Source organism: Campylobacter concisus (assembly GCF_015679985.1).
Taxonomy (GTDB): domain Bacteria; phylum Campylobacterota; class Campylobacteria; order Campylobacterales; family Campylobacteraceae; genus Campylobacter_A; species Campylobacter_A concisus_AC.
The window spans coordinates 295,877-315,468 of the sequence record NZ_CP049239.1; the positions used below are offsets into that span (position 1 = coordinate 295,877).

A 19,592-nucleotide genomic window follows, 5' to 3' on the forward strand; every position below is an offset into this window, starting at 1 on the left:
TGAGATTTTTGCTGATTTTACTTAAAAATAAATTTAGATATACTTATTTAAAAATTTAAAAAGCGAGCAAAAATGAACGAAATTTTAAAGAGCATAAAAACCCCAGTCTACGTTTGTGAAGAGGCAAAAGTACGTAAAAATTTAGAGCTTTTAAAATATGTCAAAGAGCAAAGCGGAGCCAAAATTTTAGTAGCACTTAAGGGCTTTGCATTTAGCGGAGTGATGGATATGGTTGGCTCTTATCTTGATGGTGCGACTTGTAGCGGGCTTCATGAGGCAAAATTTGCAAGCGAATACGTAAAAGGCGAGATCCACACGTATAGTCCAGCCTTTAAAGACGAGGATTTTGATGAAATTTTAAAAATTTCAAAGCACATTACATTTAACTCTTTTGCGCAGTGGCAAAAATTTAAGGGTATTGCCCTAGAAAATGGTGTAATTTGCGGCCTGCGCGTAAATCCAGAGGTCTCGCTAGCACCGACTGATAGCTACAATCCATGCGGTAAATTTAGCAGGCTTGGCATCACGAGAGCAAATTTTAAACCTGAGCTTCTTGATGGCATTAGTGGGCTTCATTTTCACGCGCTTTGCGAGGAGAGTGCGAGTAGCTTGCAGACCGTGCTAGAGGCGTTTGAGGAGAAATTTGGCGAGTTTATCCCAAAGATGAAATGGATAAATATGGGCGGAGGACATCACATCACGAGGGCTGATTACGACGTGGAGCTGCTTATAAAGATAGTTAGGCGCTTCCGCGAGAAGTACGGCGTAGAGGTCTATCTGGAGCCTGGTGAGGCGGTTGGCTGGCAGACTGGCTTTTTGATAAGCAGCGTGCTTGACATCGTACATAACGAAAAAGATATTGCTATCCTTGACACCTCGGCCGAGGCGCATATGCCTGATACCGTGCTCATGCCTTACCGTCCAGCTGTTAGAGGTGAGAGTAAAAATGGCAAATTTGCTTATAGATTTGGCGGTAATACCTGCTTAGCTGGCGATATAGTGGGGCTTGAAGCGGGCGATGCGGAGTATAAATTTGATAGTGAGCTAAAAATTGATGACCGCGTCATCTTTGAAGATCAGATTCACTACACCATCGTGAAAAACACGACATTTAATGGTATAAAACTACCTGATTTAGTACTTTTAAAAGAAAATGGCGAGATTAAAATGATCCGCGAATTCGGATATGAAGAGTATAGGCGTAGAAACTAATCACTGGTGTTTTGGCTAGCTTTTGGTAGCTAAATACTAAAAGTTCATTTGTATGTATATCTATAAAAATTTTATAGATTAATACCCATAAATTTTGGCAAGTTTATCTATCTTTGCACTCTTTTGCCAGTTGTATTTGGTTTTATTTGCGATACTTTGAGCTAATTCTTTACCGAAATGATCACTGATAAAGCCAAGGGCCATATCCATGCCAGTAGCCACGCCTGAAGCCGTGTAAAATTTACCTGCTCTCACCCATCTGGCGCGCTCTTGCCATTTTACCGCCTCGCCGCAACTTTTTACCCACTCAAGCGATCTTTTATTTGAGGTAGCTTTTAGTCCGTCAAGCTCTCCTGTGCGAGCTAGCAAGGCTGAGCCAGTGTAGAGACTAAGGCAAAAATTTGAAGCCAGAATATACTTTTTAAGATACGATATAAACTCGTTGCCATTAGATCAAGCGCCTCATAATCATTAAAAAGATAAAAGAGGTTCATTTCTCTGCTTTTTGGATAGAAATTTTAAAAATCTTTGGTGTTCTCGTTTAAATTTTAAAAGCAAAATCTGAAATAATTTTTAACTATAAAATAGGATGAATTTAGATTTAATATTCTTATAAAAATTAACAAAGCTTAAATATTTTTTATAAATTTTTTAGTAATCTTTTTTGCTAAGGTTTGCTTGTGATTAGCTCTGATATAATAGCGATCAAAATAGCGTAGCTATGCAATTTAACGTATTTAACCAATACTTAAATTGTTTAAGCTCAAACTCATAAAGGACTACAATGACGAGAATTCTTACTCTGCTTTTTACATTATTTGTAACAGCAATGGCAACTCAAGGACCAACTGGCGTCAATCAATATAATAGTGCCATTTGGGCGGCTGAAAGGATAGAAAATATCAAGCCATACGAACAAGGTTTGGGGCCGATATTTACTTTTATCCAAGGTAATGATTATTTTGCAATAGCAGCACTTTCTATCATTTTGGCTGTTATTGGAGCATTTGCATTACACTTTTTAATCATTGGGCCAAAACATTTTAGCCATGATGGTAAAAAGGTATTTGCTTTTTCATTGATCATACGTATAGCTCATGGTTTGGCAGCGATCTCATGGATTATTTTAGTGCCAACTGGTATCATCATTATGTGGGGTGCAGAGCTTGGCGGTGGAACATTTGTGCGTTTCTGTAGATACTTGCACGATACAGCAACTGTGATCTTTGCTGTTTCTGTGCTTCCTATGTTATTTACCTGGACAAAGAGAATGCTTCCAGCAATTTATGATATCAGATGGATGATGATAGTTGGTGGCTATTTATCAAAGAAAAAGAGACCTGTTCCAGCTGGTAAATTTAATGCTGGTCAAAAAGCATGGTACTGGATCGCTATCCCTGGTGGTATCGTTATGATAATTACTGGTGCGATTATGTATTTTACGGACTTTAAAGAGCCAGCGGTTGCTTCTTGGTTTGGTCTTACACAAATTGATCTTTTAAGATACAGCGTAATTATCCATAATTGCCTTGGCATCGCATGTGCAGTGTTTTTCTTAGTTCATATTTATATGGCAGCTATTGCTATTCATGGTGCTATTTGGTCAATGATTACTGGATATAAAGAGGAAGAAGAAGTTTATGTTCTTCATCACTACTGGTATCAAGAGCTCGTTAGAGAGAATAAAATTCCAGTATCTGATTATGAAAAGTCTTACACAAATTTAAAATAATTAACTTTACTCTGACCTTGCTAGTAAGCGAGGTCAAAGCTCTCTTTTATCTCAAATTTATACATTAAAATTTTTAAAATAATTAATATTTTTTTGGCTATAATCCAAACTAGTTTCAAGGTTTGAAATACTAATTGCAAAAGGAAAAATCATGACAACAATTGATTGTAGAAATTTAGAGTGTCCAAAACCAGTCATAATGACAAAAAATGCACTTGATAGTTTAAGTGAAGGCGAAAGCTTAGAAATTTTGGTAAATGCACTAGCCCCAAAAGAAAATATTTTAAGATTTTTAAAAAATCGAAATATAAACTTTAGCCTCGAAAGCAATGGCAACGAAACTAAAATTTTAGCTACAAAAGGTAAAAATGCGCTTGAGCTTACAAATTTTGATGAGTTTGTCTGCGACATAACACCAAAAAATAATAAAGTACTCTATCTGAATGAAGAGCGCGCGGGAAGTGGCGAAGTGGGAATAAATTTACTATCAAAATTCTTAGGAGCATTTCTTCAAGTTGAGAAAAAACCAAAGATAATAATCTGCGTAAATAACGCTGTAAAGATGACTACAAACCGCTCACACCCAAGCTTTAAGCCGCTTAAAGATCTTGAAGCTGCTGGTGTTAAAATTTTAAGCTGCGGAAGCTGCTTGGAGGCTTATAAGCTAGTAAGTGATCTTGCGATTGGCGAAATTTCAAATGCTTATGAGATCATCGACATACTCTCAACTCACGAGCAAATCAAATTATGATCTACCACGACAAAAAGCTTACGCAGTTCGTTAGAGCCGCTGGTTGAGCTGCTAAGCTTGACCCGTCGGGTCTAAACAAAACGATTAGTAGTTTAAATTTATCTCATCCAAATCTGCTCTCAAGCACCAATTCTAACGAGGATGCGAGTGTTTTTAAAATTTCAAGTGATCTTGCACTTGTTCAAACGCTTGATTTTATAACGCCTGTGGTAAATGATCCATTTATTTACGGTCAAATCGCTGCTGCAAATAGCCTAAGCGACGTCTTTGCAATGGGTGGCGAGGTGATAAATGCTCTAAATATCGTAGGCTTTGATAGCTGCAACTTGGCACCTGAAATTTTAGGTGAAATTTTGAAAGGTGGAGCCGATAAAGTAAAAGAGTGTGGTGGCATTATAGTTGGCGGGCATACGATCGAGACACAGCAGATGTATTATGGGCTTAGCGTCACTGGAAGGGTTCATCCTGATAAATTTTGGGCAAATAATACTGCCATAAATGGCAATGTTTTGATACTTACAAAGCCCCTTGGAAGCGGTATTTTAAGTACAGCAATAAAGGCTGATTTATTAAGCATGGAGCAAATAAAAGAGGCTGCAACTATCATGGCACAGCTAAATTTTTATGCATTAAAAGCACTTGATAGCATCAAAGTCTACGGCGCTACTGATGTGACCGGATTTGGCTTTTTGGGACATTTAAGCGAAATGTTAAATGAAAAGATCAGTTTTGAAATTTATGAAAAAAACGTGCCAATCATTGCAAGCGCAAAGGAATTTGCAGATATGGGCATCATCCCAGAGGGAAGCTATAAAAACCGCGAATTTGCAAAGCATTTTATAGACAAAGAAGCTGATATTTTGCTATTTGACGCACAAACTTCAGGTGGGCTTTTGCTCGCAGTTGGCGAAAAGGATGCGATGCTTGCAGTAAAACGCTTAAAAGAAGTAGGTTATGAGCACTCAGCTATCGTTGGCTCTGCGGTGTCAAAGAGCGAGTTTGGTATATTTTTAAGATAAATTTTTAAAAATAGCATGCTATCTCATTGCGTTAGTGAAATCTTTTAATTTACTTAACCATTCTATAATTTCAAAAACTACAAAGGAGAGATGATGAATTATCTTGAAATTTTAAAATTTCGTCATGCTTGCAAGGTTTTTGACGAAAGCAAAAAAATCAGTGCTGGAGAGTTTGATTTTATACTAGAAGCTGGCAGGTTAAGCCCTAGCTCAACTGGTCTTGAGCAGTGGGATATCTTAGTCGTTCAAAATAAAGAGCTTAGAGAAAAAATAAAAGCTCTTTCATGGAATCAAGTACAAATCACATCTTGCTCGCATTTAGTTGTCGTTTTAGCTAAGATCAAAGAGGTAAAATTTGGAAGCGCATACGTTAATAAAATGATCGCTAGAAATACCAATAAAGATCCTGAAGCCATTGCTGCAAGGCAAAAATTTTATCATGACTTTTTGCTTGCAAATTTTAAAAACGATGATGAGCTAACATTTCAGTGGTCGCATGAACAGTGCATGATAATTGCCACAAATATGATGAATGCAGCTGCAAGTTTGGGCATTGATAGTTGCCCGATAGAAGGCTTTGATAGACATGCTTTAAATGAACTTTTGGGGCTTGATGAGAGCTTTCAAAGAGTGGCTATCATGGTGCCATTTGGCTACCGCCTAAATCCACAACCAAAAAAACTTCGTAGAGAAATTTCTGATATCGTTACTTGGATCTATTAAGATATTTGAACCAAATTTTAAATAAATCAATAAATTCTAAATAAATACTTACCTTTATAAACCCAAATCAAGTAAAAATGGGATAAAATCAGAGCCAAAACCTAAACTAACGAGGTGTCTATCGTGCTTGAGAAACAAAAAACCAGCCTTCAAATAGTAAAAATGTTTTATACAAAGGCTATTTTACTTCTACTCTCATTTATATTTTTAGCATTATTTGTAGTTTGTACTGGCACGAACGATATAAAGTATGATCTTAGCTCAACTAATTCAAATATAAAATCATCAATCTCAAATAGCTTTTTTATAATAAAAAATGATCTATTTTTAAAATCAAAAATGGTTGAAGCAGGTCTTAGTGATATGCTATTTGATAAAAATTCAACAAAAAACGATCTTTATATAGCTTTTTATGTTTTTGATAAAAATAGAAATTTAATCTATTCAAAGAGATTTTTAGGTGCTGATGACATAGCCGAAAAGGATCTATCTCGGCTTAGGTTAAACGAGACAGATGCTGGAAAATTTACAGTATCGGATCGAGTTTATAAAAACAGTCGTTTTAGAGACATTTATGCATCTTATGGACTAAAAAATGGAGGCAGTATTTTAGTTCAAATTGATATAAAATTTTTGCAAAACTACACTAATGTAGGTTACGATGATAAAAGCAAAACTTATGCTTATCTGGTAGATAAATATGGAAATTTATCAAGAGATGAGTTTTATAAAAAATTTGATGAATCGATGTTTTTGCCTTATGTGAGTCTTGGCGACGAGTTTAAAGAGGATAAAATAATATTTTCTTTAAGCCATATGAGCTTTTATCTCATAAGCTATATGCCAGAGTATAAAATTTTTGTTATTACAGCTTCAACGAAGCATTTTCATATCTTTATGCAGTTTGTGTTATTTTGGCTATCGATCTTTTGTTTTATATCTTCTTTAATTTTATGGGTTAGAGATGTAAAATTTGTAAAAAATAGAATAATGCCAGCTTTAAAAGAGGTAAGAGATACTTTAGATGGCGATGAATACGAGATAAAACGAAGCCTTAATGTAACAGAATTTGAAGATATAAAAAATGGAATAAACAAGCTAAAGATAGAAGCCAAAAAAGCAACTGATGGGCTAGAAGAATACAAAAGTAGATTTGGCTATATTTTTGAGCAAAGCTTTTTGAAAATAGTAGTTTATGATGCTTATAGCGGCGATATTATTGATGCTAGTAATGCATTTTTATCTTCTGTTGGCTACACAAAAGATGAGATTATAGAGCTAAATTTAAATGATTTAATAGATGACGATTTTGCATTGTTTATGCAAATGAAACAAGATGCTCAAAATAGCGATATGAGTTTTAAAATCAAGCTAAAAACAAAAGATGGTGGCACTAAAGAGGGATTTTTACAAGAGTCACAGATTGAGCTAAGGGATTCTAGGCTAAATTTTATGCTTATACATGAGCTTGACGATGGAAAATTTACGAAAAAGGATAACGAAGCAATAAATGATTATTCGTTTTTATCGCCAAATGTAATAGCAGAAGCTTTAAGCAGCGATCCATTTTCTATCGTAAGAAGTACGCAAAATATCGATAGTGTCTTTAAAGTCCCACAAGATAAGAAGCTTATAAATTTAAAAGATCTAATAAGTCCTGAAAGTTTAGATGAGTTTGCTGTAAATGTTTCTAATGAATCTAAAAAATTCTTTGAAAAAGGTAGCAAAAATAGCGAAATAAATCTCGTAGCCAATATGCAAACAAACGAAAATAACAAAACGCCATTTAAGATAAAAGTAAAATTTATAGGTAATGGTGCTGATAAAGAGCGAAAGATCATATACTTTTTTAATGACTTAAGTGATATAGCGAAGTTGCAAGAAAAATATGATGCTGAATTAAAATATTTTCAAAGCATACTTTGGGCAAGCCAAGCGCTTGTCTTTTCATGGGATAAAAAAAGCGACACCCTTTATATCCCAAATGCTATCGCCAAGTCGCTCGGATATGCATTAAATGGGGATATGAGTATAAATTTTGAACGCGCAAAAACTATATTTGTAGATGAATTTGTAAGCTTTAAGGACTTTTTTGACCTTATAAAAAAAGGTGAAGTATATGATGGCGAAGTGCGTTTTTATAGGGCTGATAAAGAGATTATTTATGTTAGGATTAGAGCAAAAGCAATAGCTTTTTATGATGGTGAAGTAAGCGTCATAAAGGGCACAATGCAAGATCTTAGTGTGCAAAATAGCTTTTTTTCTTATCAAGACCTTTTAGCAAAAATTTTCTCATACGCAAAAGAGCAAATTATTATGCTTGATGATGAGTTTAGGATCATAGATGCTAATGACGCTTTTTTCGATACGCTTAACATTTCTAGAGATAAAAATTTTATAGAGAAAATTTACTCAAAAGATATAATAAATTTTAAAAACGGACTAAAAGATATTAAAGATGAAATTTTAAATTCACTTAAAATAACTGGCTTTTGGCAAGGTCTTATTCATGATGTTCGAAGTAAAAATAGACTCGAAGTCATAAGTATAAGCAAGCTTTTAAACGCGTTTGGCGATCAAGAGGGATATATTTTGTTAGCTTCAAGCGCAAATGATGACTGCTACAATAAAGAATATCTCGAATTTATCGCGTATCACGATACGCTAACTGGACTACCAAATAGATTTTTACTTTTTAATAGGCTAGAAAATCTGCTAAAACAAGCGAAAAAAAGCTTAAAAATAGCAGCTTTTTATGTCGATTTTGATAATTTTAAATCGATAAATGACGGATATGGACATCAAGTAGGTGATAAAATCCTAATAGAAATTTCAAAAAAAATAGATGAAATTTTCCCAAAACAAGGAATATTTGCAAGAATAGGCGGAGACGAGTTTATAGGTGCTATGCCTTATGAAAATTTGGGAGAAATTTACGAAACTGCTGAAAATATCTTAAGAGTGGGTCAGAGTAAAATTTCTATTGATGATGATGAGAAAAAACTTAGCGTAAGTATTGGTATTAGCTTAAGTGGCGATGCGCTTAGTGTTGATGATCTAATTGAAAGAGCCGATTGGGCCATGTATCAAGCAAAGCTTAATGGAAAAAATAAATATTATGTATTTAATTCGAAAAAAGATACGTATTTTAAAAATGAATATAGAGATGACTCAAAGATCATTGAAGCTATCGATGCTGGCGAGATGTTCTTGCTTTATCAGCCTGAGATTGACATAAAAAGTGGGGAAGTTAGCAGTTTTGAGGCATTTATTAGATGGAAAAATGGCGATAAGATATTAAGGCCATCAGACTTCTTACCGCTTGCAAAAGGCTCAAAAGCAGTTGTTGCTATCGCATTATTTACGCTAAAAGATGCTTTAAAAGCTAGGGCTGTGTGGCTAAAAGAGGGAATAAATGCAAAAGTTAGAGTAAATTTATGCATTAAAAAGCTAATGACATCTGAGTTTTTTGAGAAATTTAAAAAGCTTTTAAAAGATGAGCAACTAGACGCTAATGGGCTAATCATAGATATCGTTGACTCTGCAAGTGGCGTAAATTTAGATGATGTTGTTAGATATATTGATGCTTATAAGGAGCTAGGCGTTAGCTTTTCGCTTGATGATTTTGCATCTTATTCAGGCTCGGTAGAAGCTTTAGGCATGTTAAAAACAAATAGATTTAATATAGATAAAAGATTTTGCAAACAAATTTTTGATTCAGTAGAAGCACTAAAGACCATACGCATGATAAAGTATGTATCAGATACATTTAATTTTGATGTCATGATAAAAAATTTAGAAGATAAAAGCATGCTTGAAATTTTTGTAGGGTTTGGCTTTAGTAGATTTCAAGGACGGCTTTTTGCGCCAGAGCTTAGCCTGGATGATGTGCTCAAATTTAAATTTGCTCTATCATCTCCGCTAAATGTAAGAAATTTTCAAGATGATGAGAACTACAATATGCTTTGCAAAATAGTAGGCGTAAAAGAGCTTATGACTCGTTTGATAAATTTACTTAAATGCGATGAAAAAATAAGCGAAAAATTAAAAAGCGAAATAGCAAATCAAGTAGATGATATCAGAATAATAAATAAAAAATTAGCTGAAATTTTAGATACGATCCTTGTAAAAATAGACAAAGAGAACGTAATAAATTTAGCTAATGAGGCAATTTTATTATGCGATGATGATCTAAATTTGAGTGGAGCGAATAAATAATGAATGAAAATGCTTTAAATGTTTATGAGCATGAAATCCCAAATGGAAGCAAGCTATACTTTGCCAGTAGCGCAAAGCTAAAGAGGCAGATCGAGCAAAAAGCTAGTGAAATTTTAGAAAATGAAGGCTTTAGCGAGATCGTAACGCCATTTTTCTCATATCACCAGCATTTAAGTGTAGATGCGACAAATCTTTTGCGTTTTAGCGATAGTCTAAATCACGAAATAAGCCTAAGAGCTGATAGCACGGTAGATACTGTAAGGATCGTGCTTAGAAGGCTAAAGGCAAACGAATCAAAAAGATGGTTTTATATCCAGCCAGTCTTTCGCTATCCAAGTCAAGAAATTTATCAAATCGGAGCCGAACTAATCGGTGAAAATGATGTTTTAAAAAGCATAAATATCGTAGCAAAGCTTCTTAATGAGCTAAAAATGGATACATTTTTGCAAGTGAGCAATATACAAATTCCAAGAGTGATTTGTGAAATTTTAAGCGTGCCTATTGAAATTTTTGAAAATGGGCAAATGGAAAAAATTTTATCTCAAAATGTTCCATGGCTAAGTGCTCTTGCTCTTTTAAAGTCAGTTGATGAACTGGATGAAGTGATTAAAATTTCTCCAAGCAAACTAAAAGAACCGCTTGAAAATTTGAGAAATTTAGCCAGCGCTTTAGAATATAAAAATTTAAGAATAGTTCCGCTATATTACTCGAAAATGAGATATTACGATAGTTTATTTTTTAGATTTTTAAGAAATAACAGCATAATAGCAAGTGGCGGCAGCTACGAAATAGACGGAAAAATAAATAGTGGTTTTGCTGTTTATACAGATGCATTGATAGAAGAAAAAATTAATTTAAGGAAGTAAGAATGAGAAAGGCTGATTTAGTAGTTGGAGTTCAATGGGGTGATGAGGGTAAAGGCAAGATAGTTGATATGCTAGGACTAAACTATGACATGATCTGTCGCTCACAGGGCGGCCATAATGCCGGCCATACGATCTGGGTTGATGGCGTTAGATACGCGCTTCACCTTGTTCCAAGCGGAATCTTGCATAAAAATATCATAAACATCATTGGTAATGGTGTTGTCGTTTGTCCAGAAGTGTTAATCACCGAAATGGCTCAGTTTGAAAATTTGGAAGGAAGACTTTATATTAGTGATAAAGCACATTTAAATCTAAGCTACCATAGTCAAATCGATCAAGCAAAAGAGAGACTAAAAGGCGAAAAAGCAATCGGTACGACTGGCAAAGGCATCGGACCAACTTATGCTGATAAAATAAGCAGAAGTGGTCACAGAGTAGGCGAACTACTTGAGCCGGAGCGTTTGTGCGATGCTTTGATGCATGATTTTGAGACAAACAAATGTGTATTTGACGCACTTGGTGTAAAAATTCCTAATGAAAATGAATTGCTTGAAGAGCTAAAAAGATATAAAGAAGTTTTGGCTCCATTTATCGCAAATACTACAAACCTAGTGTGGAAGGCACTTGATGAAAATAAAAAGGTATTACTTGAAGGTGCTCAGGGCACGCTTTTAGATATCGACCATGGCACATATCCATACGTAACTAGCTCAAATACCATAAGTGCAGGTGCTTGCACAGGTCTTGGACTAAATCCAAAAGAAATCGGTGAAGTAATAGGCGTCATAAAGGCATATACAACTCGTGTTGGCTTTGGCCCTTTCCCAACAGAAGATAAAGGTACGAGTGGCGATAAGATGTGTGATATCGGTAAGGAATTTGGCACAACAACAGGCCGCCGCAGACGTTGTGGCTGGTTTGATGCTGTGAGTGTAAAATATGCTTCAAGACTCGATGGTGTCGATACTTATGCGCTTATGAAGCTTGATGTACTTGATGGATTTGAAGTGGTAAAAATTTGCAAAGCTTATCAATATAATGGTGAAACTATCGATTATATGCCGACAGATCTTGAAAATGCAACTCCTATCTATGAAGAACTTGCAGGCTGGGATAGCGTAAAAGGTATAAGCAAATATGAAGATCTGCCAGCAAATGCAAGAGCTTATATCGAGAGAATAGAAGAGCTAACTGGCGTAAAGATCGGCTACATCTCAACAAGCCCTGAAAGAAGCGATACGATCATTAGATGAAAAGCAAATTTACCTCTATCGTCCGCGTAAAAAAACAAGAGATGGATAAGGTAGAGGCAAAGCTCGCTGTTGCTAGGCTTAATGTAAGAAATTTTGAAGAAAATTTAGTGCATTTAAGAGCAAGGCTTGAGGAGTTTTGCTTGCCAAAAAGTGGCAATATAGGCGAACTAAAGGAAAATTTAGAGTTTATAAAGATAGCAAGGCAAGAGTTAAATGCCTGCAAAGAGAGTCTTGAGATAGCTAAAAAAGAGGTTTCGCATTACGAACATAAATATAAAAATGCAAATTTAGAGTACGAAAAGATGAAATATCTAGAAAAAGAAGAGTTTAAAAAAGAGATAAAACGCATACAAAAGGCCGAAGCACTTGCGCTTGATGAGTTTGCAGTGATGAAATTTACAACTAAGAGCGAGTTGTAATGAGAGCGGTTTTATTATTTTTCATTGTTTTAAATTTTGCATTTTGTTTTGAAGTACCAGTTGACTGTACGCAAATTTTTGAAGCTAGAAAAGAAGAAATTTCAAAGGAACTTGAGATCATAGATGAACAGCGCCAAGCTTTAGAAGTATTTCGTGCAAGCTCGGCAGCAGCCTATGAAGAAAATAATAAAAAGCTTGCCAAAAAAGAAGCTGACCTAAATGCAACAATGAAAGTGATCGAGCAAAAACGTAAAGAGATCGATGAAGTGGTCGCCAAAAATGAAAAAATTTTAAAAGAACTTCGCACAATGACTAGTGATAAAGTCAATGAGTCGTATTCTAAGATGAAAGATGGTGCGGCAGCTGAGGTGCTCTCTAAAATGCCTAGATCAAACGCAGCCACCATACTTTATGCTCTTGATGCCAAAAAGATATCTACTATTATGGCAAAAATGGATCCAAAAGTAGCATCCGAGATCACCACTTTGCTTCAAAAAGGGCCACCATTTGCTGATGAAAAAGGCGATATGCCAACCCCAGCTGGTAGCATAAATATTCAGTAATAAATTTTTGCACAAGCAAGCAAAATTTTAAAAAATTTAGACACCAAAATATAAAGCTCTATGCTTATAAATTTTTAATTTTAAGCTCATCTACCTTTAGCTTGTATACTTTTGTGGTAGCTATTTTTTAACCAAACTTGCTACGACCCCAACTCCAAGGATGGCTAGAATGATAAAAAGGCTAATTTGTGTAGAAATTTCAAAACCATGATGAAAGATATGAGCAGTCGCATTTAAAGCTAGCTTTACTGCGATAAAAATAAAAGCACGATCACAGAAATTTCTAAATACTTTAAAAAATTTTTGAGTGCTTCAAGTACAAAATAAAGCGTTCTTAGCCCAAGTATCGCAAATATCATCGCTGAATAAACAATCACAGGATCTTTACTCACAGCAATGACAGCTGGAACGCTATCAAAAGCAAATATCACATCGCTTAGCTCAATCACGCAAAGGCACAAGAATAATGGCGTTGCTATCCAAGTAGCTTTTAGCCTTAAAATTTGATCGTTAAGAGTAGTTTTTTGACTATCTGAAATTTGTTTAGAAATTTCGCTAAATTTAACAAAAAAACTATGTCCAAAAAGCTGTGGTAAAACCGGAAAAAAGCGGTAAACTGCCCTATAAGCTATGTGGTTTGAATAATCTTTTATATCCTCATCACACTTATCTTTTTTTATCATCATTACAGCACTATATGCGACTATTGCTGCAAATATTAGCTCCATCCAAGGCGAGATGGCAAAAAGCATCGTACCTACGGCTACAAAGATGAGCCTAAATATCATAGCTCCTATAACGCCAAAATAAAGCACTCTGTGGCGATAAATTTCAGGTATCTTAAACCATGAAAAAATCGCCATCATCACAAAAAGATTATCTACCGAGAGCGACTTTTCTAGCGCATATCCTGCAAAATAAAGACTTGCTATCTCACTGCCTCTCTCAAAATATAAATATATACCAAAAAGTACCGAAACTCCTATCCAAAAGATAGACCAAATGCCAGCTTGTTTTAGTGAAATTTTCTCATCATGTTTATGAGCAAAAAGATCTATTCCAAAGGCAAGTGATACCATTATCAGAAAAACTATAATTGTTTGAATTTCTAATGCGTTCAACTTTTATTCTTAAAATTTTAGCAAGGCATCATCAAGACTTCTACTATCTCGCCTTTTTTAAGAATTTCTTTATCCATTGGGGTCATTAAAAGCGCAGCCTTGTTTGTTAAATTACTTACGATCGCTGAACTACCAAGCTTTTTGCCATTTAGATTTACAAAATTTTTTCCTTCACGATTTTCTAAATTTACAGCTGTAAATTCTAAAAATGGCGAACGTTTTTTATAGTCTTCGTCCATTATCGCCGTGATATTTGGCTCATCATTGCCTAGCCATAAATTTATCAAAACTCTAACATAAAGCACGCACATAACCATTGCTGAATAGGGAAATCCAGGCAGTGCAAATATATATTTTTCGCCCGATTTTGCTATCTTGATGTGACGGCCCGGCTTAACAGCGGCCTTATCTATGATGACGCTAAAATTTTCTTTTAAAGTATCTTTTACAAAGTCATAATCTCCCATGCTAACGCCACCAGTTGTTATTAAGACATCAGCTGATTTTAGTGCATTTATGATAGCTTTTTTAACAAGCGTAGCCTCATCTTTTACGATCTCGCAAAGGATTGGCTCAGCTCCCATTTTACGTATTTGCATCGCTATACCTATGTGATTTGAGCTATGAATTTGTGCAGCGTTTTCTAGTGGCTCGCCAAGGTCTTTGATCTCGCTACCAGTTGCAATTATTGCTACTCTAGGACGGATGAAAACGCTTACGTGAAAGATGCCAAGCTCAGCAAGGAGTGCGATTTCTGCGTAACTAAGCTTGGTGCCTTTTTTTATTAAAATTTCTCCCTTTTTGTAGCTCTCGCCCACCGCACGCACAGCAAAGCCCTTTGATACACCTTTTTTGATAGTGATCTTTGAGCCATTAACTTCGACATTTTCAACTGGCACTAGCGTATCTGAGCCCTCACTCATGAGTGAGCCAGTAAAGGTTTTAACGCATTTGTTCCCGCTTATTTTTATTTCCTTGTCACTTCCTGCGGGAAGATCGGTGATGAGCTCAAGCTCACTTAAGCTATCACCATATGCAAATGCGTAGCCATCCATCGCTGAAACTGGCTTTGCTGGATAGTTTTTATCTGCTATCACATCGTGTGCGATATTTCTATCAAGAGCATCTGTGATGGCGATCTTTTCTACTTTATCCCAAATCTCGACTGTATCTTTTAAAATCTTTAAACTATCCTCATAACTCATGATATCTCGCACTTTGTGTCCTTTTTCGTAAAATTTTATTATTTTAGCTATTTGGCTCTTAAATTTTATACTTTCTTTATTTATGCTCTATTAAAATGCCATTTAAGAAATCAGTTTGATTTTACCCTATACACAGGAATATTCATGAATAAAACATTGCTTTACATCATCGCAGGTGCAAGCCTTGGCATTCTTGGCCCAGTGCTTGTTTATTTTGGCAACCCAGCAAACATGGGCGTTTGTGCGGCTTGCTTTTTAAGGGATAGCGTAGGTGCTCTTGGCTTTCACCAAGCCAAGGTCGTGCAGTATCTAAGGCCAGAAATTTTAGGTCTTATCATCGGAGGCTTTCTAGCTAGCATGCTTTGGAGTAGAAATTTCACTCCAGTATCAGGCAGTGCGGCATTTTCTAGATTTTTCTTAGGCGTGTTTGCTATGATTGGTTGCCTTATCTTTTTGGGCTGCCCATGGAGAGTATTTTTACGTCTTGGCGGAGGAGATATGACCGCTATTGCTGGTCTTGTCGGTCTATTTGCTGGCGTTTTTGTTGGACGATTTTTCAAGAAAAATGGTTACGTCATACCTGAAAATGATGCCACAACAAAGCCAGTTGCGTTTTTGCCATTAATCATTGCTATTTTGCTTTTAATAGCCCTTGTCTTTGGCTTAAAGCTTGGCGATAATGGTGCTTTATTTAGCTCAGAAAAAGGCCCAGGTTCACAGCACGCAAATATCTTTATCTCACTTATTTGCGCCATTGTTATTGGCATTTTTATGCAAAGAAGTAAATTTTGTTCGGTTGGAGCGATTAGCAAAGTCTTTGAGCGTGATCTTTCAATGTTTTATGGCATTGTATCTATCATCGTTTTTGCAAGTATCACAAATTTAGCTCTTGGACAATATAAATTTGGCTTTGAAGCTCAACCTATCGCCCACAATGACGTTCTTTGGAATTTCCTTGGCATGAGCTTAGCTGGTCTTTGCTTTAGCCTAAGTTATGGCTGCCCAGGCAAACATTTAGTGCAAATGGGAGCTGGAAATTTAAGCTCAGCTGTATTTGTTTTAGGCATGGGAGCAGGCGCTGCGATAAGCCACAACTTCATACTTGCAAGCTCTGGAGCTGGTATAACTCCTTACGCCCCATATGCCGTAGCGATCGGCTTTATCTATGCTATTTATGTTGGAGTTTTTACTAAAAAAGCATAATATAAATTTGGCTGCCTTTGCAGTCAAATTTACTCACTTTTTATATCTATCACCTCATCAAAAAGCTCAAAAAGCTCGCGTTGGTATGTGATCATTAAAATATTAGCCTTAATCTAAAATTTTTTAGTGGCAATAGTAATGTATTTTTTAAGATGGCAAATGATAATTTCAAATCTAACTAAAATTTTAACAATGAATTGGTAAAAATTAATAAACATCAATATAAAGTAAATATTTTAAGCTATTTTGATATAGAGTATCGATTTTAATTTTATCTAAATGAATTCTATGAAGTTTAGTATACTTGCTTCATCACTGATCTTTAGCTCGCTGTGGGCTTTAGATACAAATAACAGTGATTATTCAGTTGTTTTACCAACTATCGAGGTGGAAGGTATCTCGGAGCAAAATACCCTAAAAGGTTATATCGCGTATGATAGTGCGGATATCAATAGAAATGGGCTCAGCAATAAAGAGACGCCACAAACTATCGAAAATATAGATATACAAAAGAACAGAAACTACGGTACAAATGATCTCTCAAGTATCCTAGAAGGATTGATGCAGGCTATGATATGAGAGGCGAGAGCATCAAGATAAGAGGCTTTAGTGTTGATGGTGGCGATATATATAGAGACGGTGTTAGAGACTCTGGTCAGATAAGACGCAGTACAGCAAATGTTGAGAGAGTTGAAATTTTAAAAGGGCCAGCTTCGATCTTATATGGAAGAAGCGATGGCGGCGCAGTTGTAAATTTAGTTAGTAAAAAGGCAAATTTTATGCCTGTTTATAAGCTCTCAGGAAGAGTTGGTAGCTGGAGTAGATATGGTGGTGGTATCGATATAAATCACGTAGTAAATAATCAACTAGCTGCAAGGCTAACGACTGATATGGAGCGTGGAAAATCATGGAGAGATGGTATAAAATATAAAAATTTTATGATAAGTCCAAGTATTATTGTGACAAATGATGGTGGAACAGTGAGCTTTGAGGCGCAATACACATATGATAATGCTTGGCGTGTACCTGATAGAATGCCAACAAAAAGTGTCTATGACAAGCTTGGTATCGACTATACAAAGGGCTTTTCTCATGATGGAGACTTTGTTGAAGATAAGCTTCATTTCTTTCGTACCGAGCTAAATGCAGAGTTAGTAAAGGACATGAATTTAAAATGGGTTTTTGGTTATAGAAAAGCTAGTCAAAATTTTGACCATTATTTTAGTGGTACCATCATGCCCGGAAATAGACTAAAGCAAAACTATGCTAAACAACAAACCGATAATGACACACTCTCAAATGCCATAACACTTACAAAAGAGCTTGAATTTACAAGATTTAAGCATAATCTTACTTTTGGATATGACAACAGCGTAGAAACTCGCCATCCAAGGCTTTGGTTTGATAGTGCAAAAAATGTGACCATAAATCCATACGCATCAAGATCAAGTTGGGGTAGTGTGGGCTACATACCACTTAATACTGATAATAAGCATAAAGCCATAAATAATGGAGTATTTCTCGAGGATTTAATAAGCTTAGACGACAAATATAGGCTACTTGTTGGTGGAAGGTTTGACTTTTATAAATTTAAAACAAGAAATATTACAAATATGACAAATAGCTACAAAGGGCACTCTTTTAGTCCAAGAGTTGGCTTGCTATGGGATTTTTTACCAGAGCATACCGCATATGCTTCATACTCAAAGAGTTTTGCCCCATACGGTGGCCGTGGAAATATAGGTATAAGTATAGTCGATACAACGATGCTTGATCTAAAACCGCAGAATAATGAGCAATATGAAATCGGCTTAAAAAGCACATGGGCTGATAATAGATTTAGCTCAAACTTAGCGATATTTCAGATCGAGCATAACAATATAAGATATAGACCAGATCCTATAAATGATCCATATACTTGGGCGCAACGTGGTAAAGAGCGAAGTCGTGGTATAGAGCTAAATATCTTGGGTAAAATTTATGAAAATTTATATCTAAGAAGTTCTCTTGGATATATGAGAGCTATTATCGCAAGTGATAAATCAAATCCATTAAACGAAAGACTTAGTCTAAACAATACAACCAACTGGCAGGGCAATGTTTTTTAAGATATGCTAAAAACGACAAATGGTATGTCGAAAGTGGCGTAACAGGATACTCTAAACGATATAGCTACCGCATAAGTAATGGTAGAGTCATAGACGAACATCTTCCTGGTTTTGCTAGATTTGATGCAAGTGCTGGATATAACTTTAACGAACACGCTCAAATAACATTAGCAATAAACAATATCCTAAATAAAAAATACTGGCGTTCTGATTCAAGACCGGGCGACGAGAGATCGTTTATGCTAAATATGCACTACACTTTTTAACTAAAATTTACACCGCCTTCTCTTTGGCGGTGTAATCTTTTGTTATGTGAAATTTGGAGAAAATTAGCCACCAAAGATGGCTAAATTTGAAGTTATCTTAAAATTTGAATCTTTGCTTTTGCGCGGAGTTTATCAAAATAATCAGCCATAAGTTTTTCTTGCTCACCTTGATAAAGCTCATTTATAACATTATCCTTAACGTCTGCAAAGCTTGGTGTGTATGAGCCGATCTTCTCTTTTACTAAAAACATATCAAAGCTGTCAGGCCCTTGCAAAGGCTGTGTGTAGTCACCGTTATTTGTGCTTGAGATGATCGCAGCAAGCCTTGGATCTATGCTTTGATAGTCCAAACTAACCTCTTGTGTTTGCACGCCGTCTAGTAGCTTCGGACTTGTCTTTTGAGCCTCAAGTAGCTCAGGATCTTTTGCTCTATAAACTACGACTCTAGCGGTGCTAAAGACCTTAAATTTATCAGGATTAGCATCAAAATACATCTTTGCTTTTTGCTCATTTACATTTTTACCAGCTTCAGCCAAGATGCTTTTATAAAGCTTTTCTTGAAGCATCTTTTTTTCTATGTTGTTTTTAAACTCCAAAAAGTCCATGCCTTGAGCTTGGATAGAGCTTCTAAACTGCGAATTTGTCATGCCATTTTGCTTTGCGATCGATTCGATTCTATCGTTTAGCTCAAATGGCGTTACACTAATGTTTAAATTTTTTATCTGAGCATCTTCGAGCCTATCTCTTATGAGTAAATTTAAAGCATCTTGTTCGCTAGCTCTTAGCTGTTCTTTCAAGCTATAAACTTCATAAAGCGTGATTGGTTCGTTCTCTACAATAGCTGCGATACCGTTTATCATCTGAGCCGAATATAAATTTAAAGCACTTAGCATGCCAGCAGCCAAAAAGAGCAATTTTTTCATAATAAAACCT

General features: G+C 35.6%; 19 protein-coding genes. 14 read left to right on the forward strand and 5 right to left on the reverse strand.

All coding sequences use genetic code 11. The features are described 5' to 3' along the window. Positions 1–72 precede the first annotated feature (72 nt). On the forward strand, positions 73–1,212 hold the full coding sequence (gene nspC, locus G5B98_RS01535; protein WP_196086976.1) for a carboxynorspermidine decarboxylase: 1,140 nt from the start codon (positions 73–75) through the stop codon (positions 1,210–1,212). A gap of 78 nt (positions 1,213–1,290) precedes the next feature. Here nspC and G5B98_RS01540 read toward each other — a convergent pair whose 3' ends face one another. Both G5B98_RS01540 and G5B98_RS09510 read right to left on the reverse strand, forming a co-directional pair. Next, positions 1,291–1,581 carry a hypothetical protein gene (locus G5B98_RS01540; RefSeq protein ID WP_232524602.1) on the reverse strand — a complete coding sequence of 97 codons (291 nt, stop codon included), beginning with the start codon at positions 1,579–1,581 and terminating at the stop codon, positions 1,291–1,293. Next, positions 1,575–1,706: a hypothetical protein gene (locus G5B98_RS09510; RefSeq protein WP_265094455.1), complete on the reverse strand. Its 132-nt coding sequence runs from the start codon at positions 1,704–1,706 to the stop codon at positions 1,575–1,577. The genes G5B98_RS01540 and G5B98_RS09510 overlap by 7 nt, the downstream gene beginning before the upstream one ends. A gap of 290 nt (positions 1,707–1,996) precedes the next feature. On the opposite strand from G5B98_RS09510, the gene G5B98_RS01545 reads away from it, so the two are divergent. The 9 genes from G5B98_RS01545 to G5B98_RS01585 all read left to right on the forward strand — a co-directional run bounded on the left by G5B98_RS01545 (position 1,997) and on the right by G5B98_RS01585 (position 12,756). Then, entirely contained in the window at positions 1,997–2,944 is a 948-nt protein-coding gene (locus G5B98_RS01545) for a formate dehydrogenase subunit gamma (RefSeq protein ID WP_021090567.1), read from the forward strand. A gap of 151 nt (positions 2,945–3,095) precedes the next feature. Next, positions 3,096–3,695, forward strand: a complete 600-nt coding sequence (gene yedF / locus G5B98_RS01550; protein ID WP_196086977.1) for a sulfurtransferase-like selenium metabolism protein YedF — start codon at positions 3,096–3,098, stop codon at positions 3,693–3,695. Further along, positions 3,692–4,714 carry a selenide, water dikinase SelD gene (gene selD / locus G5B98_RS01555; RefSeq protein ID WP_430746699.1) on the forward strand — a complete coding sequence of 341 codons (1,023 nt, stop codon included), beginning with the start codon at positions 3,692–3,694 and terminating at the stop codon, positions 4,712–4,714. The genes yedF and selD overlap by 4 nt, the downstream gene beginning before the upstream one ends. Before the next feature lie 93 nt (positions 4,715–4,807). Beyond that, positions 4,808–5,437, forward strand: coding sequence for an NAD(P)H-dependent oxidoreductase (locus tag G5B98_RS01560; RefSeq protein ID WP_196086978.1), 630 nt, complete (start codon positions 4,808–4,810; stop codon positions 5,435–5,437). Between the two features lie 123 nt (positions 5,438–5,560). Then, positions 5,561–9,655 carry a diguanylate cyclase domain-containing protein gene (locus G5B98_RS01565; protein WP_196086979.1) on the forward strand — a complete coding sequence of 1,365 codons (4,095 nt, stop codon included), beginning with the start codon at positions 5,561–5,563 and terminating at the stop codon, positions 9,653–9,655. Next, entirely contained in the window at positions 9,655–10,521 is an 867-nt protein-coding gene (locus G5B98_RS01570; RefSeq protein WP_021090725.1) for an ATP phosphoribosyltransferase regulatory subunit, read from the forward strand. Before G5B98_RS01565 ends, G5B98_RS01570 begins: the two co-directional genes overlap by 1 nt. Before the next feature lie 2 nt (positions 10,522–10,523). Then, the gene (locus tag G5B98_RS01575) at positions 10,524–11,774 is read left to right on the forward strand and encodes an adenylosuccinate synthase (RefSeq protein WP_084041659.1); all 1,251 of its coding nucleotides are present in this window, start codon (positions 10,524–10,526) and stop codon (positions 11,772–11,774) included. Continuing rightward, positions 11,771–12,193 (forward strand): flagellar export protein FliJ, encoded by a 423-nt coding sequence (locus G5B98_RS01580; protein ID WP_021090542.1) that lies wholly within the window; start codon positions 11,771–11,773, stop codon positions 12,191–12,193. Before G5B98_RS01575 ends, G5B98_RS01580 begins: the two co-directional genes overlap by 4 nt. Further along, positions 12,193–12,756, forward strand: coding sequence for a MotE family protein (locus tag G5B98_RS01585; RefSeq protein WP_021090673.1), 564 nt, complete (start codon positions 12,193–12,195; stop codon positions 12,754–12,756). Before G5B98_RS01580 ends, G5B98_RS01585 begins: the two co-directional genes overlap by 1 nt. A 245-nt stretch (positions 12,757–13,001) precedes the next feature. On the opposite strand, the gene G5B98_RS01590 is transcribed toward G5B98_RS01585, so the two are convergent. Together G5B98_RS01590 and G5B98_RS01595 are read right to left on the reverse strand one after the other, a co-directional pair. Further along, complete coding sequence (locus tag G5B98_RS01590) at positions 13,002–13,877, reverse strand: TerC/Alx family metal homeostasis membrane protein (RefSeq protein WP_269775681.1); 876 nt, start codon at positions 13,875–13,877, stop codon at positions 13,002–13,004. A gap of 17 nt (positions 13,878–13,894) precedes the next feature. After that, entirely contained in the window at positions 13,895–15,082 is a 1,188-nt protein-coding gene (locus G5B98_RS01595) for a molybdopterin molybdotransferase MoeA (protein WP_232524623.1), read from the reverse strand. Between the two features lie 144 nt (positions 15,083–15,226). On the opposite strand from G5B98_RS01595, the gene yedE reads away from it, so the two are divergent. The 4 genes from yedE to G5B98_RS09570 all read left to right on the forward strand — a co-directional run bounded on the left by yedE (position 15,227) and on the right by G5B98_RS09570 (position 18,659). Continuing rightward, positions 15,227–16,285, forward strand: a complete 1,059-nt coding sequence (gene yedE / locus G5B98_RS01600) for a YedE family putative selenium transporter (RefSeq protein WP_196086981.1) — start codon at positions 15,227–15,229, stop codon at positions 16,283–16,285. A gap of 288 nt (positions 16,286–16,573) precedes the next feature. Beyond that, positions 16,574–16,864, forward strand: a complete 291-nt coding sequence (locus tag G5B98_RS09285) for a hypothetical protein (RefSeq protein WP_198425255.1) — start codon at positions 16,574–16,576, stop codon at positions 16,862–16,864. Then, on the forward strand, positions 16,861–18,393 hold the full coding sequence (locus G5B98_RS01605) for a TonB-dependent receptor (protein WP_198425256.1): 1,533 nt from the start codon (positions 16,861–16,863) through the stop codon (positions 18,391–18,393). The genes G5B98_RS09285 and G5B98_RS01605 overlap by 4 nt, the downstream gene beginning before the upstream one ends. Beyond that, positions 18,372–18,659, forward strand: coding sequence for a TonB-dependent receptor domain-containing protein (locus G5B98_RS09570; protein ID WP_196087334.1), 288 nt, complete (start codon positions 18,372–18,374; stop codon positions 18,657–18,659). Before G5B98_RS01605 ends, G5B98_RS09570 begins: the two co-directional genes overlap by 22 nt. A gap of 92 nt (positions 18,660–18,751) precedes the next feature. On the opposite strand, the gene G5B98_RS01615 is transcribed toward G5B98_RS09570, so the two are convergent. After that, entirely contained in the window at positions 18,752–19,582 is an 831-nt protein-coding gene (locus tag G5B98_RS01615) for a peptidylprolyl isomerase (protein ID WP_021091056.1), read from the reverse strand. Positions 19,583–19,592: the final 10 nt, after the last annotated feature.